This window comes from Sulfurospirillum sp. 1307 (assembly GCF_054408545.1).
The window spans coordinates 1,986,443-2,008,247 of record NZ_CP176011.1 but is presented as its reverse complement, the minus strand read 5'-3'; the positions used below and the strand labels follow the sequence as shown (position 1 = coordinate 2,008,247).

Here is a 21,805-nt window from a genome sequence, read left to right as displayed (position 1 = left end):
ATATATTGAAAAATTTACAATCAATCTCGGCTTGGGTTTTGGCTATATTATGGGCATTTCCTTTTTTATATGTATTTTGGGCGGCATTTCATTTTGAAAGTAGTGCTACTCATTTTGATTTGAGTGCCCCTTTAACTTTGGAAAATTTTAAAATCGCGTTAAATCAAGCTCCTTTTATAAGATATATGTTAAATACTGTCATATTGGTAACTACAACATTAATTGTACAACTATTTCTTTGTACATTGGCTGCTTATGCATTTGCAAGGTATGATTTTTTCGGAAAAGATATAGTCTTTTTTATGGTGTTATTGCAACTTATGATAGTGCCAGAAGTTCTTATTATGAAAAATTATCAAACTTTGGCATCAATTGGTTTAACCAATACAATATTGGGTATAGGATTGCCATATATGGCTTCGGCTTTTGGTATATTTTTACTTAGGCAAACATTTAAAACTATACCAAAGGAGTTAGATGAAGCTGCAATGATAGAAGGGTGTTCAAAACTGTGTATATTGAGAAAAATATATATTCCACTTGCTAAACCAACATATATAGCATATGCTTTGGTGTCTATAAGTTATCATTGGAACAACTTTTTATGGCCATTGGTTGTAGCCAATTCTCAATCAGTTAGACCTTTGACTGTAGGACTTGCTATATTTGCATCACCTGAAACAGGAGTTTCATGGCCAATTTTATCAGCTGCTACATTGATATCGGTATCACCTTTGCTTTTAGCGTTTTTACTATTTCAAAAGCAGTTTGTCAAATCATTTTTATATTCGGGGATAAAATGAAAAATTTTAAAACAAATAAAATCAAATTTATAATCTTTGACTTAGACGGTGTATTTTATAGAGATTCTAAGCCTATACTTGGAGGCAAAGAGATTATACAAAAGTGTGAGGAAAATGGTATAGATTATTGTTTTTTAACGAATAATTCAAGCTATCCTCTCTCAGTTTATATAGAAAAACTTTTTCGATGCGGAATTATCATAGATGAAAGTAAAATAGTAACGACAACAATTTTAGTTGAACAATATCTTAAAGAACAAAAGATAGAAAATATATATGTTTTGGGAAGTTTAAACTTAAAAGAAAATTTATACACTAAATTTACAAAAACTGAGAAATATCCTGAGGCACTCATTCTTGGCATGAATGACAATATAACACTTTTGGAAATATCGCAGGCAATTAATATAATAAAAAATGATACCAAGATAATTGCAGCAAATCCAGATAAACTAATCCCAAAACAAAACGGTTTTGCATTGGAGTGTGGGGTGATCATAGATATCATCAAAGATGTAACCGGCAAAGATGTCCAAGTAGTTGGCAAACCTGATAGTTTTGCATACAACTACATACTCAAAAAATTTAATTTAGCCAACGAAGAAGTTTTAATGGTAGGAGATACCTATGAAACAGACCTATTGGGTGCAATTAATTCAAGTATAAATGCAGCTTGGGTAAAAACAGGAAATAAACTACCAAAAGAGATTAAAAAAAGTAAATTTATGAAATTTGACTCTTTATTTGATTTGATTAATTATATACGGTGAGATATAAAATTTTTTAGAAGACAAAACAAGTGATAAATTTATCAAATAGAACTGCCATTGTTGAAACTATTTTTATTTGTAACTTTAATCTTGCAAAGCCCATTCCCAAAAAGGAATGATGGAGCATTTGATATTTTTTAACCAAAATTCTCCATCATTTCCAACAGTTACAATTTCAATCTTGTTTATATTTAACTCTTGTACATGTGGTAAAATTTTTTGAAGTTTTAGCTTGATCATCTCTTTAGGTAAAAAAGGTATACAAAATATTGCATGTTTTTCTTTTGGTATATAGATGTCAATTTTATCAGTATAAAATATATATTTATCCTTTTTAATTAACTCTAAAAATACCATATTTTCAAACTTCTTTAAAAACTCTTTTTTGAAAGTAAGAGCATTTTTAAGTGCAAAATCGATGAGGTAGAGCTTTTTAGGGCTTCTAGGATGTGCATACTTTTGTATCAAAAAAATCATTTTTTCATCTTCTAGCTTTTTGATACTAGCATATAATTTATCTTTTGAAATTTTTATTTTATCTTTTAAAAGGTTGTAAATTTTAAATTGTGAAACTTGTTTGCTTTGAAATAAACTCAAAGTTTTAAAAATTTCAAACTCTTTTTCATCTTTTATCATTACATGTAGCATTTCTTGCATCGACCAATAAACACTATTTGATGAATTTAAGATAGTTTGAGGATATGAACCACTGTTTGCGTATATATTAAAAATATGCTCAATATTAGAGTGTCTTGACTCAAAAGAGATAAATTCTTCAAAATCTAAGGGATATAAATAAATAGTTTCAAATCCTTCAATTTTATCTTTACATGTAAGGATGATTTCTTCAACATTTGGCAATTCAAAAGAGTTGTCAAAGTTTTCTACAACAAGCAGTTTTATAGGTTTAGATTTTACAAAAGCAGATAAATTTTTTGCTATATCATTTTTTTCTACTCTTGTATCATTTAAATCAATGTATAAAACTTCTTCATGGTTAAAATTTGAAATATAATCAATAATCAAAGATGTTTTTCCTGATTTTTTTACACCCCTTATTAGGGTTCTTTTTGAAGTAATTGATAGTTTTCTTGTAAAAAAATGGTTGTTTTTATGTTTTATTTCATATAAAATTTCTAATGTTTCCATACTCGAAATTTTATTCTTTTCCTTATTAAAAGGAAATAAATTAGGAAAATATTTTCCAAAAAGCCCTAAACTGTTGACTTTTAAAGAAAATTTCAGTAAAATCACGTTCCTTTTAAAGTCATCATTATTAATTTTTATAAAGATTAATGCATAGGTGACAAGTTCTTTTTAGGGGTAAACATGGAAAAAATTAGACTTAAACTCAAGGCGTATGACCATAGAGTTTTAGACAGATCTGTTGCAGCAATTATTGAAGCTGTTAAACGAACTGGAGCTGAAATTAGAGGCCCAATTCCTATGCCGACAAAGATAAAGCGCTATACAGTGCTAAAATCACCACACGTCAACAAAAAATCAAGAGAACAATTTGAGATGAGAGTACATGCTCGTATGATAGATATCGTATCTGCTACGACTGATACAATTGACTCATTAATGAAACTTGACTTAGCTCCTGAGGTGAATGTCGAAGTTAGAGCTATGGGTAAATAGGGAGTAAATGATGGAATATATAGTAGAAAAAATCGGAATGAGCAGAACAATTGCAGTACCGAGTGTTCCTGTAACTTTACTTAAAGTAGTGGAAGCGAAAGTTTGTGAAGTAGATGAATCTAAACGTGCAATCGTTGCATATGCAAGTGGTAAGAAAATAAACAAAGCAATAGCTGGACAACAAAAAAAGTATGGTCTATCTGCAGAGTTTAATCGTTTTGTTACTATGGATGTTGCAAATAGCGAAGCTGGAACTCTTGATACTACACCACTTAGTGAAGCAAAGAATTTGAAAGTTACTTTTAACTCTAAGGGTAGAGGTTTTGCTGGTGTTATTAAAAGACATGGATTTGCTGGTGGTCCTGCAAGTCATGGTAGTCGTTTTCACAGAGCACCTGGTTCAATTGGTAATGCAGAATGGCCTGGTCGTGTTCAAAAAGGTAGAAAGATGCCTGGACACTATGGAAACGCAAAAGTTACAGTAAAAAATGATGTAGTTTCATTTGACGCTGAAAACGGCATTTTAGCGGTTAAGGGAGCAGTTCCTGGCGCAAATGGTGCAATGGGTAGAGTAAGGATAGTTAAATGAGTAGTGCAATAGTACTAAATGATAAATTTGAAAAATCGGGTGAGTTAGCTCTTCCTGAAAAATATGAAGAGATCAACTCTCACAACTTACACCTATATGTTAAATCTTATTTAGCAGCACTTCGTGCAAACACAGCTAGTACAAAAACTAGAAGTGAAGTAAGCGGTGGCGGTAAAAAACCTTGGGCTCAAAAGGGTCGTGGTGGCGCTCGTGCTGGTAGTAGAACTAACCCTGTATGGGTAGGTGGTGGTATTGCTTTTGGTCCTAAAGCAAATAGAAATTATGACCAAAAAGTTAATAAAAAGCAGAAAAGATTGGCACTAGAGTATGCACTAAATGAAAAAGCAAGCAAAGATGCTCTTTTTGTAGTAGACTCAATTAGTGTAGAATCTGGTAAAACAAAAGATGCGGCTGCTATTGTTAAGTCAATAGGCGCAAGAGATGTACTGATTGTAAAAGATTTAATTGATGAAAAAACATTTTTAGCATTTAGAAATGTTCCAAATGCATATTTAATTGAATCAAATGAACTAAATGCTTATTTAGCTACAGCATTTTATGCAGTAGTAGTAGAAAAATCAGTGCTTGAAACTATAGCAAAAGAGGGCTAATTATGGCAGATATTACTGATATTAAAGCAATACTTTATACTGAAAAGAGCTTAAGCCTTCAGGAGAGTGGTACAGTTGTTATTCAAACATCAACAAGAATGACTAAAAACCGTCTTAAAGAGGTGCTTAAAGAATACTTTGGAATAACTCCTTTAAAAGTGAACTCAATGAGGGTTCTAGGAAAAGTTAAAAGATTCAAAGGTATTCCAGGTAAGAGAAATGATTATAAAAAATTCTATGTTCAGCTACCAGAAGGTGCTGCACTAGAAAGCATAGGGGCGTAATATGGCAATTAGATCATTTAAACCATATACTCCAAGTCGTAGATATATGACAGGCTTGGATTCAAGCGATATTACAGCTAAAGCGAGTGTTCCTTCACTTCTTAAAAAACTTCCTGTAACTGCTGGAAGAAATAATAACGGAAGAATTACATCTCGCCATAAGCAAGGTGGAGCTAAAAGACTTTATAGAATCATAGATTTCAAAAGAAGAAAGTTTGGTGTTCCTGGTAAAGTTGAAGCAATTGAGTATGATCCAAATAGAAATTGTCGTATAGCACTAATTAGCTATGTTGATGGTGAAAAAAGATATATACTACAGCCTTCGGGATTACAAGTTGGAGATAGAGTTGAATCAGCTGAATCTGGATTAGATATTAAACCAGGTAATGCTATGAAGATGAAAAATATCCCAGTTGGTACAATTATTCATAACATCGAAATGAAGCCTGGTAAGGGTGGACAGATGGCAAGAAGTGCTGGTGGATATGCTCAACTTATGGGTAAAGAAGATAAGTATGTAATACTAAGACTTCCAAGTGGTGAAATGAGACAAGTTCTTGGCGAATGTATGGCAACAGTTGGTACAGTTGGATGTGAAGATTGGGCAAATGTTGTTATTGGTAAAGCTGGTCGTAACAGATACAGAGGAATTAGACCTCAAACAAGAGGTAGTGCTATGAACCCTATCGATCACCCACACGGTGGTGGTGAAGGTAAAACAAATTCAGGTCGTCACCCAGTTACTCCTTGGGGTAAACCAACTAAAGGTGCTAAAACTCGTAGAAAAAAAGCGAGTGATAAACTGATTATTTCTAGAAGAAAAGGAAGATAAATGGCTAGATCGCTAAAAAAAGGTCCTTTTGTAGATGATCATTTACTTAAAAAAGTAATGAAAGCAAAAGAAGAGAAATCAAACAAGCCGATCAAGACATGGTCTAGAAGAAGTACTATTACTCCTGATATGATCGGATTAACATTGAACGTACATAATGGAAGAAATTTTGTACCTGTTTATGTAACTGAGAATCACATTGGTTATAAACTTGGTGAATTTGCTCCAACACGTACATTTAAGGGTCATAAAGGCTCTGTTCAAAAGAAAATAGGTAAGTAGGTAGATTATGAGTAAAGCAGTATTAAAATTTATTAGATTATCTCCTATAAAAGCTAGATTAGTTGCTCGTGAAGTTCAAGGAATGAATGCTGAATTAGCACTTGCAAGTTTAGAGTTTATGCCAAATAAAGCAGCTAAAGTTATATCAAAAGTTATAGCTAGCGCAGTTGCTAATGGTGGTTATGAGCCAGAAGAAGTTGTAATTTCATCTTGTAGAGTAGATAGAGGTCCTGTTCTTAAAAGATTTAGACCTAGAGCAAGAGGAAGTGCAAGTGGTATCAGAAAACCAACTTCACATGTATTTGTCGAAGTAAGTAAGCTAGCAAAGAAGGAAGACTAAGATGGGCCAAAAAGTAAATCCAATTGGTTTAAGACTTGGAATCAATAGAAATTGGGATTCAAGATGGTATCCTGGAGCAAATTTAGCGGCAAATATTGGTGAAGACCACAAAATTAGAAAGTTTTTGAAAAAAGAACTTTACTATGCTGGTGTTAGCCAAATTTTGATTGAAAGAACTGCTAAGAAGTTAAGAGTAACTGTAGTTGCAGCTCGCCCTGGTATCATCATCGGTAAAAAAGGTGCAGATATTGAGAAGCTTAGAGTTAAACTTAACAAGCTTATCGGTAAAGATGTTAATGTAAATATCAAAGAAGAGAGAAAACCACAAGCTTCTGCTCAACTTGCAGCTGAAAATGTTGCAATGCAATTAGAAAGACGTGTTGCATTTAGAAGAGCTATGAAAAAAGTAATTCAAGGCGCACAAAAATCTGGAGCAAAAGGTATAAAAGTATCAGTTGCAGGAAGACTTGGTGGTGCTGAAATGGCTAGAACTGAGTGGTATCTTGAAGGTAGAGTTCCTTTACATACACTTAGAGCTAAGATAGATTACGGTTTCGCTGAAGCTCATACGACTTATGGAATTATAGGTATTAAAGTATGGATTTTTAAAGGTGAAGTTTTAACAACTGGAGTTCCATCTGAGTCTAAAGATGATGAGAAGAAACCAAGAAAACCAAGAAGAGGTAAGAACTAATGTTAATGCCTAAAAGAACAAAATATAAAAAACAGCAAAAAGGTAGAAATAGAGGTAAGTCTTACAGAGGTAATAGTATTGCTTTTGGTGAGATTGCTCTAAAAGCTACTGAGGCTGGTCGTATAGATTCTCGTCAAATTGAAGCAGCAAGGATTGCTTATACAAGACATGTTAAGCGTCAAGCTAAAACTTGGATTAGAGTATTTCCAGATAAGCCTTTGACTGCTAAACCTCTTGAGACAAGAATGGGTAAAGGTAAAGGTGCAGTTGATAAATGGGTTATGAATGTTAAGCCAGGAAGAATCATTTTTGAAATGGCAGGAGTTAGCGAAGAGTTAGCTAGAGAAGCTCTTACACTTGCTATGCATAAGCTACCTTTTAAAACCAAGATAGTTACGAAAGAGATCGAAAATGAAATATACTGATTTACAAGAAAAAAGCTTACAAGAATTAAATGAGCTGTTAAAAGAAAAGAAGGTGCTTTTGTTTACATTAAAGCAAAAGTTAAAAACAATGCAACTAACTAATCCTAACGAGATTAGAGAAGTTAGAAGAGATATCGCACGTATTAGTACGGCTATTTCAGCTCAAAATAAGTGATTAGGGGAAAGTAATGGCTTTAAAAAGAGAAATACAAGGCGTAGTTGTACAAAAAACTGGTGATAAAACAGCAACAGTTTTGGTAGAAAGACGTGTTATGCACCCTAGATATCGTAAAATTGTTAAGCGTTTTAAAAAGTTCCTTGTTCATGATGAAAGAAATGAAGTAAAAGCAGGTGATGAAATTATCGCTGTAGAATGTAGACCACTATCTAAAAGAAAGTCTTTTAGACTTAAAGAGATAGTGAAAGTAGGAGTTGAATAATGATACAAGGTTTTACGAGACTAGCTGTTGCAGATAACAGTGGTGCTAAAGAGATTATGTGTATCAAAGTATTAGGCGGTTCTAAAAGACGCTACGCAACTGTAGGTGACGTAATAGTTGCTTCTGTTAAAAAAGCTATTCCAAATGGAAAAGTTAAAAAAGGACAGGTTGTAAAAGCAGTTGTAGTTAGAACAAAAAAAGAGATACAAAGAGAGAACGGATCACTCATTAGATTTGATGAGAATGCTGCTGTTATTCTTGATAATAAGAAAGAGCCAATAGGAACAAGGATTTTCGGACCAGTTAGTAGAGAAGTAAGATACGCTAACTTTATGAAAATTGTATCATTGGCACCGGAGGTACTCTAATGGCTGTAAAATTTAAAATTAAAAAAGGTGATAGTGTTAAAATTATCGCTGGAGATGACAAAGGAAAAGTTGCAAAGGTACTAGCAGTACTTCCTAAAACTTCTCAAGTAATTGTTGAGGGTTGTAAAATAGCAAAAAAAGCTGTTAAACCTGATGACAATAATCCTAAAGGTGGATTTATTAACAAAGAGATGCCAATACATATCTCTAATGTAGCAAAAGTAGAGGGTGAGTAATGAACAGATTAAAAGCAAAATATGCTAATGAAATCAAAGATACTCTTGTAAAAGAGTTTGATATTAAAAACCCGATGAACATTCCTGCTATTGAAAAAGTTGTTATTAGTGTTGGTGCTGGTGATGATGGTAAAGATAGTAAAATTCTACAAAATATAGTAGATACAATCTCACTAATCGCTGGACAAAAGGCAGTAACTACTGTTGCTAAAAAATCTGTAGCAGGTTTTAAAGTAAGAGAAGGATATCCTGTTGGTGTAAAAGTTACTCTTAGAGATGAGAGAATGTATGCATTTTTGGATAAGCTTATAACAGTAGCACTTCCAAGGGTTAAGGATTTTAGAGGGTTGCCAAGAAATGGTTTTGACGGTCGTGCAAATTATAACTTTGGTTTACAAGAACAATTAATGTTTCCAGAAGTAGTTTTTGATAATATCTTAAAAACTCATGGTATGAACATTACAATTGTTACAACAGCATCTGACGACAAACAAGCTTTTAGGCTTCTTGAGTTAGTTGGAATTCCATTTACAAAGGGCAAGTAACATGGCAAAAAAATCTATGATAGCAAAGGCAGCAAGAAAGCCTAAGTTTAAAGTTAGAGGCTACACAAGATGTCAAATTTGTGGACGTCCTCATTCAGTGTACAGAGATTTTGGTGTATGTAGAGTTTGTCTAAGAAAAATGGCAAACGAGGGATTAATCCCTGGACTTAAAAAAGCAAGCTGGTAAGGAAAAATAAATGATTAATGATCTCTTAGCAGATGCACTAACAAGAATTAGAAATGCATCATTAAGAAAATTAGATGTAACTCAGTTAATGCACTCAAAATTAGTTGAATCTGTAATGGGTGTGTTTCAAGAAAAAGGTTATATCGAGAGCTATAATGTTATAGAAGAAGGTAACAAGAAATTTATCAAAGTTGCTTTAAAATATGACAAAAATGGTAATAGTGTTATAACAGAAGTTAAAAAAATCTCAAAGCCTGGTAGAAGAGTTTACAAAGGCAGTGATGAGATTAAAAGATTTAAAAACGGATATGGTACTTATGTTGTAAGTACTTCAAAAGGTGTACTAAGCAACGATAAAGCTCACGAGCTAAAAGTCGGTGGTGAAGTACTTGCAAGTATTTGGTAAAACAAATTTCTTTTATGGTATTCGATAACCAAAACAAGAAAACGTCTTATCGTAGACAAGTAAAGGAAATATATGTCTAGAATTGGAAAACAACCTGTAGTAGTTCCAGCTGATATTAATGTTTCAGTTGATGGAAATATTATTGTGTTTAAAAAAGGTAATGTATCTAAAGAATTAGATACTAAGGGTAATGTTTATGTAAAAGTAGAAGGCAATGAAATCGTATTTTCACCAAAAAGTGAAGATAGATTTGATAAAGCCTTCTGGGGTACATATCGTTCTTTAGCTCAAAACGTTATAATAGGATTGACAACAGGTTTCCAAAAGCAATTGGAAATCAATGGTGTTGGATATAGAGCTGCTGTTAAAGGAAATATCCTTGAGCTTCAACTTGGTTTTTCTCACCCAATTAACTATGAAATTCCTAAAGGAATTCAGGTTAATGTTGAAAAGAACATAATTACTATTAAAGGTGATGATAAGCAAGTTGTTGGTCAAGTTGCTGCTGAAGTTAGAAGTTTTAGACCACCAGAGCCTTACAAAGGTAAAGGTGTTAAGTATGTTGATGAGCATATTATCCGCAAAGCCGGAAAAACTGCTAAAAAATAGGGGTAGCAAATGAGAGCAAATATTTTAAAAAGAAAACTTGCACTTAGAATTAAGCGTAAGAAAAGAGTAAGAGCGGATATTTCAGGAACGGCTGAGCGTCCAAGAGTTTCTATCTTTAAATCAAATAGATATGTTTATGTTCAAGCAATCGATGATGTAAATGGAGTAACATTGGCTAGTGCTGATGGTGCTAAATTAGGTTTTAAATCAAGTAAAGAAGGTGCAAATGCACTAGCTAAAGTTTTTGCTGAAACTTTGAAAGAAAAAAACTTGACAAATGTTGTATTTGATAGAAATGGTTATCTTTATCATGGCGTGGTTGCTGCTTTTGCAGACGGCTTAAGAGAAAACGGCATTACGCTGTAAAAAAGGGAAGACAATTCAATGGAAAAGTATAATAGAGAAGAATTTGAAGAAGTCATCGTTAACATCGGCCGTGTAACTAAAGTTGTTAAGGGTGGTAGACGTTTTAGATTCACTGCACTTGTAGTTGTAGGAAATAAAAATGGATTGGTAGGCTTTGGCTTTGGTAAAGCTAAAGAGGTACCAGATGCTATTAAAAAAGCAGTTGATGATGCATTTAAAAACATTATTAGTGTTAATGTTAAAGGCTCAACAATAGCGCATGATATTGAAGTTAAGTATAATGCAAGTAGAGTTTTACTAAGACCTGCTAGCGAAGGTACAGGAGTTATTGCTGGTGGGGCTACTCGTCCAGTTGTTGAACTTGCTGGAATAAAAGATATTTTGACTAAATCACTTGGTTCAAATAATCCTGCTAACGTGGTAAGAGCTACAATGAAAGCTCTTAGTATGTTAAAAGCTTAAGAAGGAGTTATAATGGCATTAGATAATCTAACTCCTGCTGCTGGCTCAACTCATAAAAGTAAAAGAGTTGGCCGTGGTCAAGGAAGCGGTATGGGAAAAACTGCGAGTAGAGGTTGCAATGGCCAAAAATCTCGCTCAGGTTACAAGATCAAAAGAGGATTTGAAGGTGGACAACAACCTCTTCAAAGAAGACTCCCAAAAGTTGGATTTACTTCTCGTGTAACTAAACCTTATGTAATAAATGTTGAAAAAATAAAAGCGGTTGCAAATCTTGAAGAAATAACTATGGAAAGTATCAGAAGTATTCACAAGATTCCTGGAAGTGTTAGTAAAGTGAAACTTATCGGTGCAGGAGCAAAAGATCTTGCAAGTAAAATTAAAGACGATAATATAACATTTACTGGTAAATAAAATGAGTAATGATCTTACTAAAAAGATTTTGATTACTCTAGGTTTTATTTTTGCGTACAGGGTTCTGGCATACGTGCCAGTTCCTGGCGTAAACCTAGATGTTATCAAAGAATTCTTTGATTCTAATAGCTCAAATGCTTTAGGTATGTTTAATATGTTCAGCGGTAAAGCTGCACAAAGATTTAGTATAATTTCATTAGGAATTATGCCTTACATTACTGCTTCAATTGTTATGGAGCTTCTAGCTGCAACATTTCCAGCTCTTGGAAAAATGAAAAAAGAACGTGACGGAATGGTTAAGTATATGCAAATCATTCGTTATGCAACAATTGCTATTACACTTATTCAAGCGATCGGAGTTTCAGTTGGTCTTGGAAGTATAACAGGACGTGCTGGAGAGAGTGCAATAATGATCGACATGACAACTTTTACAGCAATCGCAGCTGCATCAATGTTAACAGGAACTATGCTTCTTATGTGGATTGGTGAGCAGATTACTCAAAGAGGTATTGGAAATGGTATATCTTTGATTATTTTTGCTGGTATTGTTTCAGGTATACCTCACGCAATAGGAGGAACAATAAACTTAGTTAACACTGGTGAATTGAACTTCTTAGTTGTAATTGGAATTTTAGTGGTAATTTTAGCAACTGTTGGGGCTATTATTTATGTTGAAATGGGAGAAAGAAGAGTTCCAATTTCATATAGTAGAAAAGTTATGATGCAAAATCAGCATAAAAGAATTATGAATTATGTGCCAATTAAAGTAAATTTAAGTGGTGTAATTCCTCCAATTTTTGCAAGTGCTATTTTGATGTTTCCTTCTACTATCATGCAAGCTAGTACAAATCCTATTGTTCAAAAGATAAATGACTTTTTAAGTCCTAGTGGTTATGCATTTAATGTATTGACTTTTATATTTGTTATCTTTTTTGCATATTTTTATGCTTCGATTGTTTTTAATGCAAAAGATATTGCTGATAATTTAAAAAGACAAGGCGGTTTTATCCCTGGAGTTAGACCAGGTGAGAGTACAGCTTTGTATTTAAATGAAGTAGCAAGTCGTCTTACTTTTTGGGGCTCAATTTACCTAGGTTTAATTTCAACTCTTCCATGGGTTTTAGTTAAAACTATGGGTGTTCCATTTTATTTTGGAGGAACAGCTGTATTGATTGTAGTTCAAGTTGCACTTGATACTATGAGAAAAATAGAAGCTCAAATGTATATGAGTAAGTATGAAACATTAAGTGCAGTAGGTCTTTAATGGCTATATCAATTAAAAAACAGAGTGACATTGAAAAACTAAGGGTTTCTAACCAATTAGTTGCAAAAACTCTTAATCTTTTGAAAGAAAACACTCGTCCTGGTTTGACTCTAAAAGAGTTAAACCAAATGGGCGAGGATTTTATAATCTCTCATGGTGGAAGACCAGCTTTTAAAGGTCTGTATGGCTTTCCAGCTGGCGTTTGCACATCTGTAAATGAAGTTATAATTCATGGAATCCCAAACGATTATGTATTAAAAGAGGGTGATATTGTAGGTTATGATATTGGTGTAGAAATCGATGGTTGGTATGGAGATGCTGCTATTAGTGTTGGAGTAGGAGAAATATCTCAACAAGATCAAGATTTAATTGCTTGTTCAAAAGATGCCTTGTATCATGCTATTGAAAATATCAAAGTTGGGATGAGATTTAAAGAATTATCTTTACTTTTAGAAGAGTTTATTCTCTCAAGAGGATATGTCCCACTTAGAAGCTTTTGTGGACATGGAATTGGAAGAAAACCTCATGAAGAACCAGAAATTCCTAACTATTTAGATTCACCAAATCCTAAACAAGGACCAAAAATAAAAAATGGTATGGTTTTTTGCTTAGAACCAATGATATGTCAAAAAAGTGGTGTTGCTAAGATACTTGATGATAAATGGTCAGTTGTTAGTGAAGATGGTTTAAGAGGTAGTCATTATGAGCATACTGTGGCAATTATAAACAACAAGGCCGAAATACTTTCGGTAGATGCATAAAGGAGATTTGTAGATGGCAAAAGCTGATGTTATAGAAGTAGATGGTAAAGTACTTGAAGCATTACCAAATGCAACTTTTAAAGTAGAAGTTCAAAATGGACATGTGATTTTGTGTCATATCGCAGGAAAAATGAGAATGCACTATATAAAAATCATGCCTGGAGATACTGTAAAAGTTGAATTAACACCTTATAGTTTAGATAAGGGAAGAATAACTTACAGATATAAGTAAAATATTAGCTTTTTTTGAGTATAATAAGCCCCTTTTGTAAAACTGTGTGAAGAATAATTGTAAAAACCCCACTATTTTTACAATTATTGGTCTAATAACAAAGTTCGTTAGACCTGTGACAGTTTACGAGGCAACTAGTGGACTGGTTTAGATATGCGTGGTCATATCTTTTAATCTCATATTGTATTTTTCTCGCAATAAAGCAAAAGCTTTACATGTAGAAAAATTATTGAACATAGTTTTCTTCGCAAAGGCAAAAGCTTTAGTGAGAGGAATTTTTTCTGAGCTTTGCTCAGTAAAAAGGAGACATAAAATGAAAGTTAGACCAAGTGTCAAAAAAATGTGCGATAAGTGCAAAGTGATTAAGCGAAAAGGTATCGTTAGAATCATTTGTTCTAATCCAAAACATAAACAGAGACAAGGATAAGCATGGCAAGAATTGCAGGTGTAGACCTTCCTAAGAAGAAGAGAGTAGAGTATGCGTTAACTTATATCTACGGTATAGGATTAACTACTTCTAGAGCTATTTTAAATGCTACTGGAATATCATTTGATAAAAGAGTTCACGAATTAAGTGAGTCTGAAATTGCTTCAATTCGTAATGAAATTCAAAACAGTTACCAAGTTGAAGGTGATTTGAGAAAGAAAGTTACATTAGACATTAAAGCTCTAATGGACATGGGTAGCTACAGAGGATTAAGACATAGACGTGGTCTTCCTGTACGTGGTCAAAAGACAAAAACTAATGCGCGCACGAGAAAAGGTAAGAAAAAAACCGTCGGCGCTAAAGCATAATTGATTACGAGGAACAATTAAATGGCAAAAAGAAGAGTAGTACGTAAAAAAGTTGCAAAGAAAAATATTGCTAAAGGTGTAGTTTACATCTCTGCAACATTTAACAATACTGTAGTAACTGTTACTGATGAAATGGGTAATGTTATAGCATGGAGTAGTGCTGGTAGCTTAAACTTCAAAGGTAGTAAAAAATCAACTCCTTATGCAGCGCAACAAGCAGTTGAAGATGCTTTAACTAAAGCAATGGAACATGGTATCAAAGAAGTTGGTATTAAAGTTCAAGGACCTGGAAGTGGACGCGAAACAGCAGTAAAAACTGTAGGTGCAACAGAGGGAATAAAGGTGACTTTCTTAAAAGACATCAGTCCATTACCTCATAATGGTTGTAGACCACCAAAGCGTAGAAGAGTTTAATTTTATATTTAAAAAAGCAATAAAAGTCTGAGTTTTACTCAAAAGAGTAAATTAATTTGTTCTACATGTAGATGTAGATGATTTAGACGATATTTTTTGGTTTATGCAATAGATTAGGAGAAAAGATGGCGAGATATAGAGGACCTGTCGAGAAATTAGAGAGAAGACTAGGTGTTAGTTTGGCTCTAAAAGGTGAGCGTCGCCTTGCTGGTAAGAGCGCGTTGGACAAACGTCCATATGCACCAGGACAACATGGTCAAAGAAGAGCAAAGATTAGTGAGTATGGACTTCAATTACGTGAAAAGCAGAAAGCTAAATTTATGTATGGTGTTTCTGAAAAACAATTTAGAAAGTTATTCCAAGAAGCAGCTAGAAGAGAAGGAAATACAGGTAGTAACCTTATCCTTTTGATTGAAAGAAGATTAGATAACGTAGTTTACAGAATGGGTTTTGCAACAACAAGAAGAAATGCAAGACAATTAGTAACTCATGGTCATGTTTTAGTAAATGGTAAGAAATTGGATATTCCATCTTATCAAGTAAAAAAAGGTGACAAAGTTGAGATTCGTGAAAAGTCAAAAAACAATCCACAAATTCAACGTGCATTAGAGCTTACGAATCAAACTGGAATTGTTCCATGGGTTGATGTTGAAAAAGACAAAGTGATGGGAATTTTTACAAGAATCCCTGAAAGAGAAGAAGTAGTTATACCGGTTGAAGAGAGATTGATCGTCGAGCTATACTCTAAATAATAGTGAGGTAGTATAAATGAAGCAAATCAGTACATCGGCACATATGCCAACAGAGATTGAAGTTGAGAATATTTCAAGTAATAAGGCTCAAGTGATAGCTTATCCTTTTGAGTCTGGTTTTGCTGTAACTCTAGCTCACCCACTTAGAAGATTACTTCTTAGTAGTACAGTTGGTTATGCGCCAACTGCTATTAAGATTGATGGTGTAACTCACGAATTTGATAGTATGCGTGGTATGCTAGAAGATGTTGCACTATTTATTATTAATCTTAAAAATATTCGCTTTAAAATAACTAGCGATGAAAAAAGAGTAGAGGTTAATTATTCTTTTAGTGGACCAAAAGAGATATATGGTAGAGATTTATCTAATGATGAAATTGAGGTAGTAACTCCTGATGCATATTTAGCAACAATTAATGAAGATGCTGAATTGAATTTTTCATTAATTGTAGAAAAGGGAATTGGTTATGTTCCTAGTGAGACTATTAGAGATTTAGTAGATAGTGATTATATAGCATTAGATGCTTTTTTTACTCCTGTAAAAAAAGCTACGTATGATATAGAAAACATATTGGTTGAAGATAATCCAAACTTTGAAAAAGTTGTTTTTACAATCGAAACAGATGGATTAATTTCGCCAATAGAAGCGTTTAAAAATTCACTAGAAGCTATGTATAATCAAATGGCTGTTTTTAACGGTGTGCTTGATATAGATATAGCTTCAAAAGAAGAAAGTTCCACTTCAACTTCAGTTGAGTTGAATAAACTTTTACAGAGTGTTGAAGAATTGAATTTAAGTGCGAGAAGTTTTAACTGCCTTGATAGAGCTGAGATTAAGTATGTAGGTGAATTAGCTTTGATGAGTGAATTAGAGCTTAAAAATCTTAAAAATCTTGGTAAAAAGTCTCTAGAAGAGATAAATGCTGTTATGGAAGAGATTGGCTTCCCTGTAGGAACCGAATTTTCTGATGACACACAAGAAGTACTAAAGAAAAAAATTGCAGATTTAAAGTCTGCTACGAGTGAGGGTTAATAATGAGACATAAGCATGGATATAGAAAGCTTGGCCGTACTTCTTCGCATAGAAGTGCACTTTTAAAAAATTTGGCTATAGCTATAATAAAAAGTGAAAAAATTGAAACTACATTGCCAAAAGCTAAAGAGCTTAGAAGCTATGTAGAAAAGTTAATAACAAGAGCAAGAAAAGGCGATTTTAATGCTCATAGAGCTGTTTTTGCGTTACTTCAAGACAAAGAGTGTACAAAAAAACTAGTTGAAGAAATTGCACCTAAATATGCGGATAGAGATGGTGGTTATACAAGAATCATCAAAACTCGCGTAAGAAGAGGTGATGCTGCTCCTATGGCTTTCATAGAGTTAGTATAATATTACACTGGAGGCATACAATGCCTCCAAACTTTTAAAAATTAATTTTCTATCATAAAATTCAGCCCTGTGTAAGCCAATATATTGTTAAATGCCATTATAAAAAAAGTAAAGAAAGGCAAGAAAATGATACCATTTAGTGATGAAGAATTACGTCCTGCAGTAGAGAAATCTTTAGAAAAAATCAAGCCAATGTTAGCTTTAGATGGTGGTGGTATGACGCTACTTGATATAAAAAATGGAAAAGTATTTGTTCAATTACAAGGTGCTTGTGTTGGATGTGCTTCTAGTGGTCAAACATTGAAATATGGAATTGAAAGACAATTAAGAATTGATATTCATCCGGAAATTGAAGTTATAAATATTGCTCCAGGGATGGAAGATACGATTGAAAAATTTAACTAAGCAAGTAGAAAAATATATTAAAGTAGCAACTGATAATTTTTTTGATAAAAAATACGATGTTGCAATGCTTAATTTTTCTCTAGCATTAGAATTAAATCCAAATTCACAAGAAGCAAAGATTGGTGCAATATTATGTGATTTTGCACATGAAAAAGAAGAAGAAGCTATTGCAATATTTGAGTATTATTTAGTTAATAAATCAAATGGTGTAGAAAACAGTGAAAGTATAGTTGAAGATATTTTAAATTCAGTAGATTTTACTTTAGAGACATTGGAAAAAATGTTTTTTGAAGAATCTATCGAAGAAAATTTAAATACCCAAGAAGCAATTGGATATGATGATTTTAAATCTTTTATAAAAAGTAAAAATAGTTTTAAAGAAGCATTTGAAGATATAATGTTTTCTACAAAAGTTATTATACATAAAAGAGATGACTTTATAGACTTTTTAGAACAATTAATTGATAATGGATTTGAAGACATGTCACTTAATTATTTTGAAAGTGCTGTAAATTTATTTCCAAATGATGAAAAATTATTATCGCTGATCAAGAAAGTACAAAATAGTGAAAATTAAGATTGATAGTAAAGAATTTAAATATCTAAGTGATGATACAAATGAGATAGATGAAGTTACTCTTTTTTTATTGACAAATCAAAATAAAAAATACTTTGATATTTCATCTAATATACCTTATGTAACACCTAAAGATGCAATTGCTTTAATGGGGATTAATGAAAATATAAAAATTATTGGGATTACAGGAACTAATGGTAAAACAACTACAGCTGCTTGTATATACTCAATACTTTTAGATTTAGATAAATCAGTTGGTTTTCAAGGAACTAGAGGTTTTTTTCTTAATGAAAAACAGGTGCAAAGCAAATCACTTACTACTCCCTTGGTATTAGGAACTTTAAAAAATCTACAAACAGCAAGTCAAGAGGGATGTAAGTATTTTGTGATGGAAGTTAGCTCTCATGCAATAGAGCAACAAAGAATTGAAGGATTAGATTTTGCGCTTAAGATTTTCACTAACATAAGTCAAGATCATTTAGATTTTCACAAAAATATAGATAATTATATTGCTGTAAAAAGCCGTTTTTTTGAAGATGAAACACCAAAGTTGATTAATAAAGATGATGGAAAAATTAGATTTAATCGTAAAAATTGTATGACATATGGATTAGAAAATCCTTCCACTTATAAAGTTATGGCATATTCTTTAAAAGATGGAATCAGTGGAGTGGTTCAAAAATTTGATAAAATGTATGAGTTTAGCTCTCCTTTACATGGCCTGTTTAATCTATATAATATAACAGCAGCAATTAGTGCAGTTGATATGCTTGGTATTTCTTCTATGGAAAATATTTGTGAAGCAGTAGAGAACTTTGCTGGTGTTCAAGGTAGAATGGAAGTTGTAAGCAATAAGCCTTTGGTGATTGTTGATTTTGCTCATACACCAGATGGAATGGAAAAAGTTTTAGATGCTCTAAAAGATAAAGATATCATAGTAGTATTTGGAGCTGGTGGAGATAGAGATAAAACTAAAAGACCTAAAATGGGCTTTATTGCTAGTAAGTATGCAAAAGAAGTTATAGTAACTAGTGATAATCCAAGAAGTGAAAACCCAAGTTTAATCATTGAAGATATCTTAACTGGTATAAAAGATAAAAAAAATCTACATGTAGAAGCGGATAGAAGAAAAGCAATTAAGCTTGCTTTGGATATGAGAAAAGATGAAGAAATAGTTGTGATTTTAGGAAAAGGTGACGAAACTTACCAAGAAATCAAAGGAGAAAAACTTCCTTTTGATGATAGAAAAATAGCTAAAGAATTACTTGGTTTGGTAAACTAAGGAAAAAATTGATAAAATAATATAGTTATCAATTCAATACGCCAAAATTTTACAGGCAAAATTTGTAAATAGGGAAATAAAAATGACATTTGAAATGTTGTATAGTAAAATTCATAGAGCTTGTGTTACTGATGCAAATTTAAATTATGTAGGCTCTATTACTATTGATAGAGAGCTTATGGATGCAGCTAAATTAGTAGTTGGACAAAAGGTAGAAATTGTAAATATAAATAATGGTGAGAGATTTTCAACTTATGTAATTGAAGGTGAAGCTGGCAAAAGAGATATATGTTTAAACGGAGCAGCTGCTCGAAAAGCACAAGTTGGAGATAGAATTATCATAATTGCATATGCTAGCATGAATGAAGAAGAAAGAAGTAAGTTTAAACCGCATGTTGTTTTAGTGGATGAAAATAACAATATTGATGAAATAAGAGATTTTGTATAATGTTTGATAATATTGATTTTTCAAAAATGGGTGAAATGCTTCAGAGTGTTCAAGAAAATGCTAAAAAAATGCAAGAAGAAGCAAAAAACAAAGAGTTTACTGCAAAAAGTGGTGGGGGTTTAGTTAGTGTCAGCATCAATGGGGAAGGCGAAGTAAACGATATAAGTATAGATGATTCACTTTTAGAAGATAAAGAGTCTTTACAAATACTTTTAATAAGTGCTGTAAATGACGCTATTAAAATGGTTGAAGACAATAAAAAACATGCAGCTGCCGAAATGCTTACAGGATTTGGAGGTTTCGGAACAAAAGGATAAATCTATGTTTAAGTTATTTTTTTCCCTATTATTACTAGTAACATCAATAAATGCTGCTAGTTTTACATACCCAGATTTCAAACAGTGTTATGCAAAAAATGTAAAATCTTTTGTGTATTTTGGCGATATTAGAGCAGTTGCAGTTAGCAAGCATTTAGCTGTTGCTTACTCTAAAACAAAACCAAATGTGAAATTTGAAAAATATGATCCTTTTTTGAATTTATACCTTTTTTACTCAAAAAAAACATTAATGCCAGTAAAGTTTAAAAATACAAGTAAATTAAAAATTGGCGAATGGATTGCTGGTATGGATGATAACTCTTTATATATTGGGAATTTTTCAGCCAATGATGATATGATAAGCAGTATATATCTGCAAAACTCAAATTTAAAACCAAATAGTATGGTAACTTGTCTTTGTTGTGATATTTATGGACTTGGTATTGGAAGTGGCAAATTTATTGATAGTGAACTAATCAAAAGATTTATAAATACAAAAAGCAAAATTCAATATGGAGATATCGGAGTTGAATTTGTAAAAAGAGGAAATGATATCTTTGTAGATAAAGTAAATCCTTTTTATAAAAATAACCCTTTGAAAAAAGGTTGTAAAATCGTTAGTGTAAATGGGAAAAAAATCAACTCATTAAAACAATTAACAAGAGCGATTTTATTTGCAAAACCAAATAGTAAATTAAAAATAAGATATTTAAATGGTAAAGAATTAATTGAATCAGAAGTTAAAGTTTATGATAGGCTACTAGGGGATAAAAAATCAAATAGCTTTTTAGAAAAAGCCGGAGTTTATATAGACGATAAATTAAAAATAACAAAAATAACAAAAGATTCTAAAGCCTTTGATGTTGGATTAAAAGTTGGAGATAAATTTTTGATGGTAAATAAAAAAGATATAAAAAGTAAAAAAGATTTAAAAGAGTTTTTGAGTAATACAAAAGATAAAGAGTTGGAATTTCTAATAGATAGAAATGATTTTCAATTTTTTGTAAAATTAAGGATTTGATTTGCTAGAATTGTTTGAAAGTTTTTTAAAAGAAAATCTGCCAAAAGTAGATAGTTTTCACCCTCATTTTAATGATGCCCTATCTCAGATGTTAAATGCCGGAGGAAAGAGGTTTAGACCACTTTTGCTTTTAAATGTAGTTGAAGCTTCAAATCCCTTATTAGTAAAAAATGCTCTTCATGTTGCATTAGGAGTTGAACTGCTTCATACATACTCTTTGATTCATGATGATTTACCATGTATGGATGATTCAGATTTGAGAAGAGGAAAACCTACTTTACATGTAACTTATGATGAAGTAACTGCAACGCTTGTTGGAGATGCCTTAAACACTCATGCTTTTTATCTTATAGCAAATGCTCCATTGAGTGATGAGATTAAAGTTAAATTGGTGTCTATTTTAGCAAGAGATGGTGGTATTGGTGGTATGATTATCGGTCAGGCAATTGATTGTGAATTTGAAAACAAGAAACTAAGTTTGGATGAGCTGAAGTTTTTACATATAAATAAAACAGCAAAATTAATTGCAGCTTCATTGTTAATGGGAGCAGTAATTTGTGAGTTAGATAAAAAATCTCAAGATATTTTGTATGAATTTGGCTTAAAACTTGGATTGTTATTTCAAATTGAAGATGATATCATCGATGCTACTATGAGCACGCAAGATGCAGGAAAACCAACATGCAATGATGGCAATAAAAATTCATTTGTAAATCTTTTGGGGTTAGATGGTGCACAGAAGAAGAAAGAGGAACTTTTAAATGAGTTAAAAAATGATGTTAAAAATTTAGATAATGAGTTGGCAAATAGGCTACAAAAAATAATAAGTGAATATTTTAAAGGATAATAA

At 32.3% G+C, this 21,805-nt stretch carries 39 protein-coding genes; 38 read left to right on the top strand and 1 reads right to left on the bottom strand.

From position 1 onward, the window contains the following. Positions 1-5: 5 nt before the first annotated feature. Both ACKGJI_RS10315 and ACKGJI_RS10310 read left to right on the top strand, forming a co-directional pair. Entirely contained in the window at positions 6-803 is a 798-nt protein-coding gene (locus tag ACKGJI_RS10315) for a carbohydrate ABC transporter permease (protein ID WP_458700219.1), read from the top strand. Next, a complete protein-coding gene (locus ACKGJI_RS10310) occupies positions 800-1,573 on the top strand; it encodes an HAD-IIA family hydrolase (RefSeq protein ID WP_458700217.1) in 774 nt (257 codons plus the stop codon). The genes ACKGJI_RS10315 and ACKGJI_RS10310 overlap by 4 nt, the downstream gene beginning before the upstream one ends. Positions 1,574-1,657: 84 nt before the next feature. Here the strand turns inward: ACKGJI_RS10310 and ACKGJI_RS10305 are convergent, their stop codons facing one another. Further along, a complete protein-coding gene (locus tag ACKGJI_RS10305) occupies positions 1,658-2,722 on the bottom strand; it encodes an AAA family ATPase (RefSeq protein WP_458700216.1) in 1,065 nt (354 codons plus the stop codon). A gap of 180 nt (positions 2,723-2,902) precedes the next feature. Here ACKGJI_RS10305 and rpsJ point away from each other — a divergent pair, with 180 nt between their 5' ends. The 36 genes from rpsJ to ACKGJI_RS10125 all read left to right on the top strand — a co-directional run bounded on the left by rpsJ (position 2,903) and on the right by ACKGJI_RS10125 (position 21,802). After that, positions 2,903-3,214: a 30S ribosomal protein S10 gene (gene rpsJ / locus ACKGJI_RS10300; protein WP_458700215.1), complete on the top strand. Its 312-nt coding sequence runs from the start codon at positions 2,903-2,905 to the stop codon at positions 3,212-3,214. A 10-nt stretch (positions 3,215-3,224) separates the two neighbouring features. Continuing rightward, complete coding sequence (gene rplC, locus ACKGJI_RS10295) at positions 3,225-3,803, top strand: 50S ribosomal protein L3 (RefSeq protein ID WP_458700214.1); 579 nt, start codon at positions 3,225-3,227, stop codon at positions 3,801-3,803. Next, positions 3,800-4,414, top strand: a complete 615-nt coding sequence (gene rplD / locus ACKGJI_RS10290; protein WP_458700213.1) for a 50S ribosomal protein L4 — start codon at positions 3,800-3,802, stop codon at positions 4,412-4,414. The genes rplC and rplD overlap by 4 nt, the downstream gene beginning before the upstream one ends. Positions 4,415-4,416: 2 nt before the next feature. Then, the gene (locus tag ACKGJI_RS10285; RefSeq protein ID WP_458700212.1) at positions 4,417-4,698 is read left to right on the top strand and encodes a 50S ribosomal protein L23; all 282 of its coding nucleotides are present in this window, start codon (positions 4,417-4,419) and stop codon (positions 4,696-4,698) included. A gap of 1 nt (position 4,699) precedes the next feature. Further along, complete coding sequence (gene rplB / locus ACKGJI_RS10280) at positions 4,700-5,530, top strand: 50S ribosomal protein L2 (RefSeq protein WP_458700211.1); 831 nt, start codon at positions 4,700-4,702, stop codon at positions 5,528-5,530. Next, positions 5,531-5,812 (top strand): 30S ribosomal protein S19, encoded by a 282-nt coding sequence (rpsS, locus tag ACKGJI_RS10275; RefSeq protein WP_458700210.1) that lies wholly within the window; start codon positions 5,531-5,533, stop codon positions 5,810-5,812. 7 nt (positions 5,813-5,819) lie between these two features. Continuing rightward, entirely contained in the window at positions 5,820-6,152 is a 333-nt protein-coding gene (gene rplV / locus ACKGJI_RS10270; protein WP_458700209.1) for a 50S ribosomal protein L22, read from the top strand. 1 nt (position 6,153) lies between these two features. Continuing rightward, positions 6,154-6,846: a 30S ribosomal protein S3 gene (rpsC, locus tag ACKGJI_RS10265; protein ID WP_458700208.1), complete on the top strand. Its 693-nt coding sequence runs from the start codon at positions 6,154-6,156 to the stop codon at positions 6,844-6,846. Beyond that, a complete protein-coding gene (gene rplP, locus ACKGJI_RS10260; protein ID WP_458700207.1) occupies positions 6,846-7,271 on the top strand; it encodes a 50S ribosomal protein L16 in 426 nt (141 codons plus the stop codon). The genes rpsC and rplP overlap by 1 nt, the downstream gene beginning before the upstream one ends. Continuing rightward, positions 7,258-7,446 (top strand): 50S ribosomal protein L29, encoded by a 189-nt coding sequence (gene rpmC / locus ACKGJI_RS10255; protein ID WP_458700206.1) that lies wholly within the window; start codon positions 7,258-7,260, stop codon positions 7,444-7,446. Before rplP ends, rpmC begins: the two co-directional genes overlap by 14 nt. Positions 7,447-7,459: 13 nt before the next feature. Continuing rightward, complete coding sequence (gene rpsQ, locus ACKGJI_RS10250) at positions 7,460-7,711, top strand: 30S ribosomal protein S17 (RefSeq protein WP_458700205.1); 252 nt, start codon at positions 7,460-7,462, stop codon at positions 7,709-7,711. Beyond that, complete coding sequence (gene rplN / locus ACKGJI_RS10245) at positions 7,711-8,079, top strand: 50S ribosomal protein L14 (RefSeq protein WP_458700204.1); 369 nt, start codon at positions 7,711-7,713, stop codon at positions 8,077-8,079. The genes rpsQ and rplN overlap by 1 nt, the downstream gene beginning before the upstream one ends. Beyond that, positions 8,079-8,315 (top strand): 50S ribosomal protein L24, encoded by a 237-nt coding sequence (gene rplX, locus ACKGJI_RS10240; RefSeq protein WP_458700203.1) that lies wholly within the window; start codon positions 8,079-8,081, stop codon positions 8,313-8,315. The genes rplN and rplX overlap by 1 nt, the downstream gene beginning before the upstream one ends. Beyond that, positions 8,315-8,860 carry a 50S ribosomal protein L5 gene (rplE, locus tag ACKGJI_RS10235; protein WP_458700202.1) on the top strand — a complete coding sequence of 182 codons (546 nt, stop codon included), beginning with the start codon at positions 8,315-8,317 and terminating at the stop codon, positions 8,858-8,860. The genes rplX and rplE overlap by 1 nt, the downstream gene beginning before the upstream one ends. 1 nt (position 8,861) lies before the next feature. Further along, complete coding sequence (locus ACKGJI_RS10230; RefSeq protein ID WP_458700201.1) at positions 8,862-9,047, top strand: type Z 30S ribosomal protein S14; 186 nt, start codon at positions 8,862-8,864, stop codon at positions 9,045-9,047. A 10-nt stretch (positions 9,048-9,057) separates the two neighbouring features. Next, positions 9,058-9,453 (top strand): 30S ribosomal protein S8, encoded by a 396-nt coding sequence (gene rpsH, locus ACKGJI_RS10225; RefSeq protein WP_458700200.1) that lies wholly within the window; start codon positions 9,058-9,060, stop codon positions 9,451-9,453. A 72-nt stretch (positions 9,454-9,525) separates the two neighbouring features. Next, positions 9,526-10,062 (top strand): 50S ribosomal protein L6, encoded by a 537-nt coding sequence (gene rplF, locus ACKGJI_RS10220; protein ID WP_458700199.1) that lies wholly within the window; start codon positions 9,526-9,528, stop codon positions 10,060-10,062. 9 nt (positions 10,063-10,071) lie between these two features. After that, positions 10,072-10,428: a 50S ribosomal protein L18 gene (gene rplR / locus ACKGJI_RS10215; protein WP_458700198.1), complete on the top strand. Its 357-nt coding sequence runs from the start codon at positions 10,072-10,074 to the stop codon at positions 10,426-10,428. An 18-nt stretch (positions 10,429-10,446) separates the two neighbouring features. Continuing rightward, on the top strand, positions 10,447-10,890 hold the full coding sequence (rpsE, locus tag ACKGJI_RS10210) for a 30S ribosomal protein S5 (RefSeq protein WP_458700196.1): 444 nt from the start codon (positions 10,447-10,449) through the stop codon (positions 10,888-10,890). 12 nt (positions 10,891-10,902) lie between these two features. Continuing rightward, positions 10,903-11,301, top strand: coding sequence for a 50S ribosomal protein L15 (rplO, locus tag ACKGJI_RS10205; protein ID WP_458700195.1), 399 nt, complete (start codon positions 10,903-10,905; stop codon positions 11,299-11,301). Position 11,302: 1 nt separating this feature from the next. After that, a complete protein-coding gene (secY, locus tag ACKGJI_RS10200; RefSeq protein WP_458700193.1) occupies positions 11,303-12,565 on the top strand; it encodes a preprotein translocase subunit SecY in 1,263 nt (420 codons plus the stop codon). After that, on the top strand, positions 12,565-13,326 hold the full coding sequence (gene map, locus ACKGJI_RS10195; protein ID WP_458700192.1) for a type I methionyl aminopeptidase: 762 nt from the start codon (positions 12,565-12,567) through the stop codon (positions 13,324-13,326). Before secY ends, map begins: the two co-directional genes overlap by 1 nt. Positions 13,327-13,339: 13 nt before the next feature. Further along, complete coding sequence (gene infA, locus ACKGJI_RS10190; protein WP_458700191.1) at positions 13,340-13,558, top strand: translation initiation factor IF-1; 219 nt, start codon at positions 13,340-13,342, stop codon at positions 13,556-13,558. A 313-nt stretch (positions 13,559-13,871) separates the two neighbouring features. Next, entirely contained in the window at positions 13,872-13,985 is a 114-nt protein-coding gene (gene rpmJ / locus ACKGJI_RS10185; RefSeq protein WP_458700190.1) for a 50S ribosomal protein L36, read from the top strand. Positions 13,986-13,987: 2 nt separating this feature from the next. Continuing rightward, positions 13,988-14,353, top strand: coding sequence for a 30S ribosomal protein S13 (rpsM, locus tag ACKGJI_RS10180; RefSeq protein WP_458700189.1), 366 nt, complete (start codon positions 13,988-13,990; stop codon positions 14,351-14,353). Between the two features lie 21 nt (positions 14,354-14,374). Beyond that, positions 14,375-14,767 carry a 30S ribosomal protein S11 gene (gene rpsK, locus ACKGJI_RS10175; RefSeq protein WP_458700188.1) on the top strand — a complete coding sequence of 131 codons (393 nt, stop codon included), beginning with the start codon at positions 14,375-14,377 and terminating at the stop codon, positions 14,765-14,767. A 125-nt stretch (positions 14,768-14,892) separates the two neighbouring features. Continuing rightward, positions 14,893-15,519, top strand: coding sequence for a 30S ribosomal protein S4 (rpsD, locus tag ACKGJI_RS10170; protein WP_458700187.1), 627 nt, complete (start codon positions 14,893-14,895; stop codon positions 15,517-15,519). Positions 15,520-15,535: 16 nt separating this feature from the next. Further along, entirely contained in the window at positions 15,536-16,552 is a 1,017-nt protein-coding gene (locus ACKGJI_RS10165) for a DNA-directed RNA polymerase subunit alpha (protein ID WP_458700186.1), read from the top strand. A 2-nt stretch (positions 16,553-16,554) separates the two neighbouring features. Further along, the gene (rplQ, locus tag ACKGJI_RS10160) at positions 16,555-16,905 is read left to right on the top strand and encodes a 50S ribosomal protein L17 (RefSeq protein WP_458700185.1); all 351 of its coding nucleotides are present in this window, start codon (positions 16,555-16,557) and stop codon (positions 16,903-16,905) included. Between the two features lie 126 nt (positions 16,906-17,031). Continuing rightward, positions 17,032-17,310: a NifU family protein gene (locus ACKGJI_RS10155; RefSeq protein ID WP_458700184.1), complete on the top strand. Its 279-nt coding sequence runs from the start codon at positions 17,032-17,034 to the stop codon at positions 17,308-17,310. After that, positions 17,294-17,887: a tetratricopeptide repeat protein gene (locus ACKGJI_RS10150; RefSeq protein WP_458700183.1), complete on the top strand. Its 594-nt coding sequence runs from the start codon at positions 17,294-17,296 to the stop codon at positions 17,885-17,887. The genes ACKGJI_RS10155 and ACKGJI_RS10150 overlap by 17 nt, the downstream gene beginning before the upstream one ends. After that, positions 17,877-19,169: a UDP-N-acetylmuramoyl-L-alanyl-D-glutamate--2,6-diaminopimelate ligase gene (locus ACKGJI_RS10145; protein WP_458700182.1), complete on the top strand. Its 1,293-nt coding sequence runs from the start codon at positions 17,877-17,879 to the stop codon at positions 19,167-19,169. Before ACKGJI_RS10150 ends, ACKGJI_RS10145 begins: the two co-directional genes overlap by 11 nt. A gap of 82 nt (positions 19,170-19,251) precedes the next feature. Then, the gene (gene panD / locus ACKGJI_RS10140; protein ID WP_458700181.1) at positions 19,252-19,617 is read left to right on the top strand and encodes an aspartate 1-decarboxylase; all 366 of its coding nucleotides are present in this window, start codon (positions 19,252-19,254) and stop codon (positions 19,615-19,617) included. After that, the gene (locus ACKGJI_RS10135; protein WP_458700180.1) at positions 19,617-19,934 is read left to right on the top strand and encodes a YbaB/EbfC family nucleoid-associated protein; all 318 of its coding nucleotides are present in this window, start codon (positions 19,617-19,619) and stop codon (positions 19,932-19,934) included. The genes panD and ACKGJI_RS10135 overlap by 1 nt, the downstream gene beginning before the upstream one ends. 4 nt (positions 19,935-19,938) lie before the next feature. Further along, positions 19,939-20,955 (top strand): DUF7488 domain-containing protein, encoded by a 1,017-nt coding sequence (locus tag ACKGJI_RS10130; protein ID WP_458700179.1) that lies wholly within the window; start codon positions 19,939-19,941, stop codon positions 20,953-20,955. Position 20,956: 1 nt separating this feature from the next. Continuing rightward, positions 20,957-21,802: a polyprenyl synthetase family protein gene (locus tag ACKGJI_RS10125; RefSeq protein WP_458700178.1), complete on the top strand. Its 846-nt coding sequence runs from the start codon at positions 20,957-20,959 to the stop codon at positions 21,800-21,802. The last annotated feature ends 3 nt before the right edge of the window (positions 21,803-21,805 follow it).

Coding starts and splice junctions, on each gene's coding strand:
- ACKGJI_RS10310 (WP_458700217.1), top strand. CDS start 800: ATGAAAAATTTTAAAACAAATAAAATCAAATTTATAATCTTTGACTTA.
- ACKGJI_RS10305 (WP_458700216.1), bottom strand. CDS start 2,722: ATGGAAACATTAGAAATTTTATATGAAATAAAACATAAAAACAACCAT.
- rpsJ (WP_458700215.1), top strand. CDS start 2,903: ATGGAAAAAATTAGACTTAAACTCAAGGCGTATGACCATAGAGTTTTA.
- rplC (WP_458700214.1), top strand. CDS start 3,225: ATGGAATATATAGTAGAAAAAATCGGAATGAGCAGAACAATTGCAGTA.
- rplD (WP_458700213.1), top strand. CDS start 3,800: ATGAGTAGTGCAATAGTACTAAATGATAAATTTGAAAAATCGGGTGAG.
- ACKGJI_RS10285 (WP_458700212.1), top strand. CDS start 4,417: ATGGCAGATATTACTGATATTAAAGCAATACTTTATACTGAAAAGAGC.
- rplB (WP_458700211.1), top strand. CDS start 4,700: ATGGCAATTAGATCATTTAAACCATATACTCCAAGTCGTAGATATATG.
- rpsS (WP_458700210.1), top strand. CDS start 5,531: ATGGCTAGATCGCTAAAAAAAGGTCCTTTTGTAGATGATCATTTACTT.
- rplV (WP_458700209.1), top strand. CDS start 5,820: ATGAGTAAAGCAGTATTAAAATTTATTAGATTATCTCCTATAAAAGCT.
- rpsC (WP_458700208.1), top strand. CDS start 6,154: ATGGGCCAAAAAGTAAATCCAATTGGTTTAAGACTTGGAATCAATAGA.
- rplP (WP_458700207.1), top strand. CDS start 6,846: ATGTTAATGCCTAAAAGAACAAAATATAAAAAACAGCAAAAAGGTAGA.
- rpmC (WP_458700206.1), top strand. CDS start 7,258: ATGAAATATACTGATTTACAAGAAAAAAGCTTACAAGAATTAAATGAG.
- rpsQ (WP_458700205.1), top strand. CDS start 7,460: ATGGCTTTAAAAAGAGAAATACAAGGCGTAGTTGTACAAAAAACTGGT.
- rplN (WP_458700204.1), top strand. CDS start 7,711: ATGATACAAGGTTTTACGAGACTAGCTGTTGCAGATAACAGTGGTGCT.
- rplX (WP_458700203.1), top strand. CDS start 8,079: ATGGCTGTAAAATTTAAAATTAAAAAAGGTGATAGTGTTAAAATTATC.
- rplE (WP_458700202.1), top strand. CDS start 8,315: ATGAACAGATTAAAAGCAAAATATGCTAATGAAATCAAAGATACTCTT.
- ACKGJI_RS10230 (WP_458700201.1), top strand. CDS start 8,862: ATGGCAAAAAAATCTATGATAGCAAAGGCAGCAAGAAAGCCTAAGTTT.
- rpsH (WP_458700200.1), top strand. CDS start 9,058: ATGATTAATGATCTCTTAGCAGATGCACTAACAAGAATTAGAAATGCA.
- rplF (WP_458700199.1), top strand. CDS start 9,526: ATGTCTAGAATTGGAAAACAACCTGTAGTAGTTCCAGCTGATATTAAT.
- rplR (WP_458700198.1), top strand. CDS start 10,072: ATGAGAGCAAATATTTTAAAAAGAAAACTTGCACTTAGAATTAAGCGT.
- rpsE (WP_458700196.1), top strand. CDS start 10,447: ATGGAAAAGTATAATAGAGAAGAATTTGAAGAAGTCATCGTTAACATC.
- rplO (WP_458700195.1), top strand. CDS start 10,903: ATGGCATTAGATAATCTAACTCCTGCTGCTGGCTCAACTCATAAAAGT.
- secY (WP_458700193.1), top strand. CDS start 11,303: ATGAGTAATGATCTTACTAAAAAGATTTTGATTACTCTAGGTTTTATT.
- map (WP_458700192.1), top strand. CDS start 12,565: ATGGCTATATCAATTAAAAAACAGAGTGACATTGAAAAACTAAGGGTT.
- infA (WP_458700191.1), top strand. CDS start 13,340: ATGGCAAAAGCTGATGTTATAGAAGTAGATGGTAAAGTACTTGAAGCA.
- rpmJ (WP_458700190.1), top strand. CDS start 13,872: ATGAAAGTTAGACCAAGTGTCAAAAAAATGTGCGATAAGTGCAAAGTG.
- rpsM (WP_458700189.1), top strand. CDS start 13,988: ATGGCAAGAATTGCAGGTGTAGACCTTCCTAAGAAGAAGAGAGTAGAG.
- rpsK (WP_458700188.1), top strand. CDS start 14,375: ATGGCAAAAAGAAGAGTAGTACGTAAAAAAGTTGCAAAGAAAAATATT.
- rpsD (WP_458700187.1), top strand. CDS start 14,893: ATGGCGAGATATAGAGGACCTGTCGAGAAATTAGAGAGAAGACTAGGT.
- ACKGJI_RS10165 (WP_458700186.1), top strand. CDS start 15,536: ATGAAGCAAATCAGTACATCGGCACATATGCCAACAGAGATTGAAGTT.
- rplQ (WP_458700185.1), top strand. CDS start 16,555: ATGAGACATAAGCATGGATATAGAAAGCTTGGCCGTACTTCTTCGCAT.
- ACKGJI_RS10155 (WP_458700184.1), top strand. CDS start 17,032: ATGATACCATTTAGTGATGAAGAATTACGTCCTGCAGTAGAGAAATCT.
- panD (WP_458700181.1), top strand. CDS start 19,252: ATGACATTTGAAATGTTGTATAGTAAAATTCATAGAGCTTGTGTTACT.
- ACKGJI_RS10135 (WP_458700180.1), top strand. CDS start 19,617: ATGTTTGATAATATTGATTTTTCAAAAATGGGTGAAATGCTTCAGAGT.
- ACKGJI_RS10130 (WP_458700179.1), top strand. CDS start 19,939: ATGTTTAAGTTATTTTTTTCCCTATTATTACTAGTAACATCAATAAAT.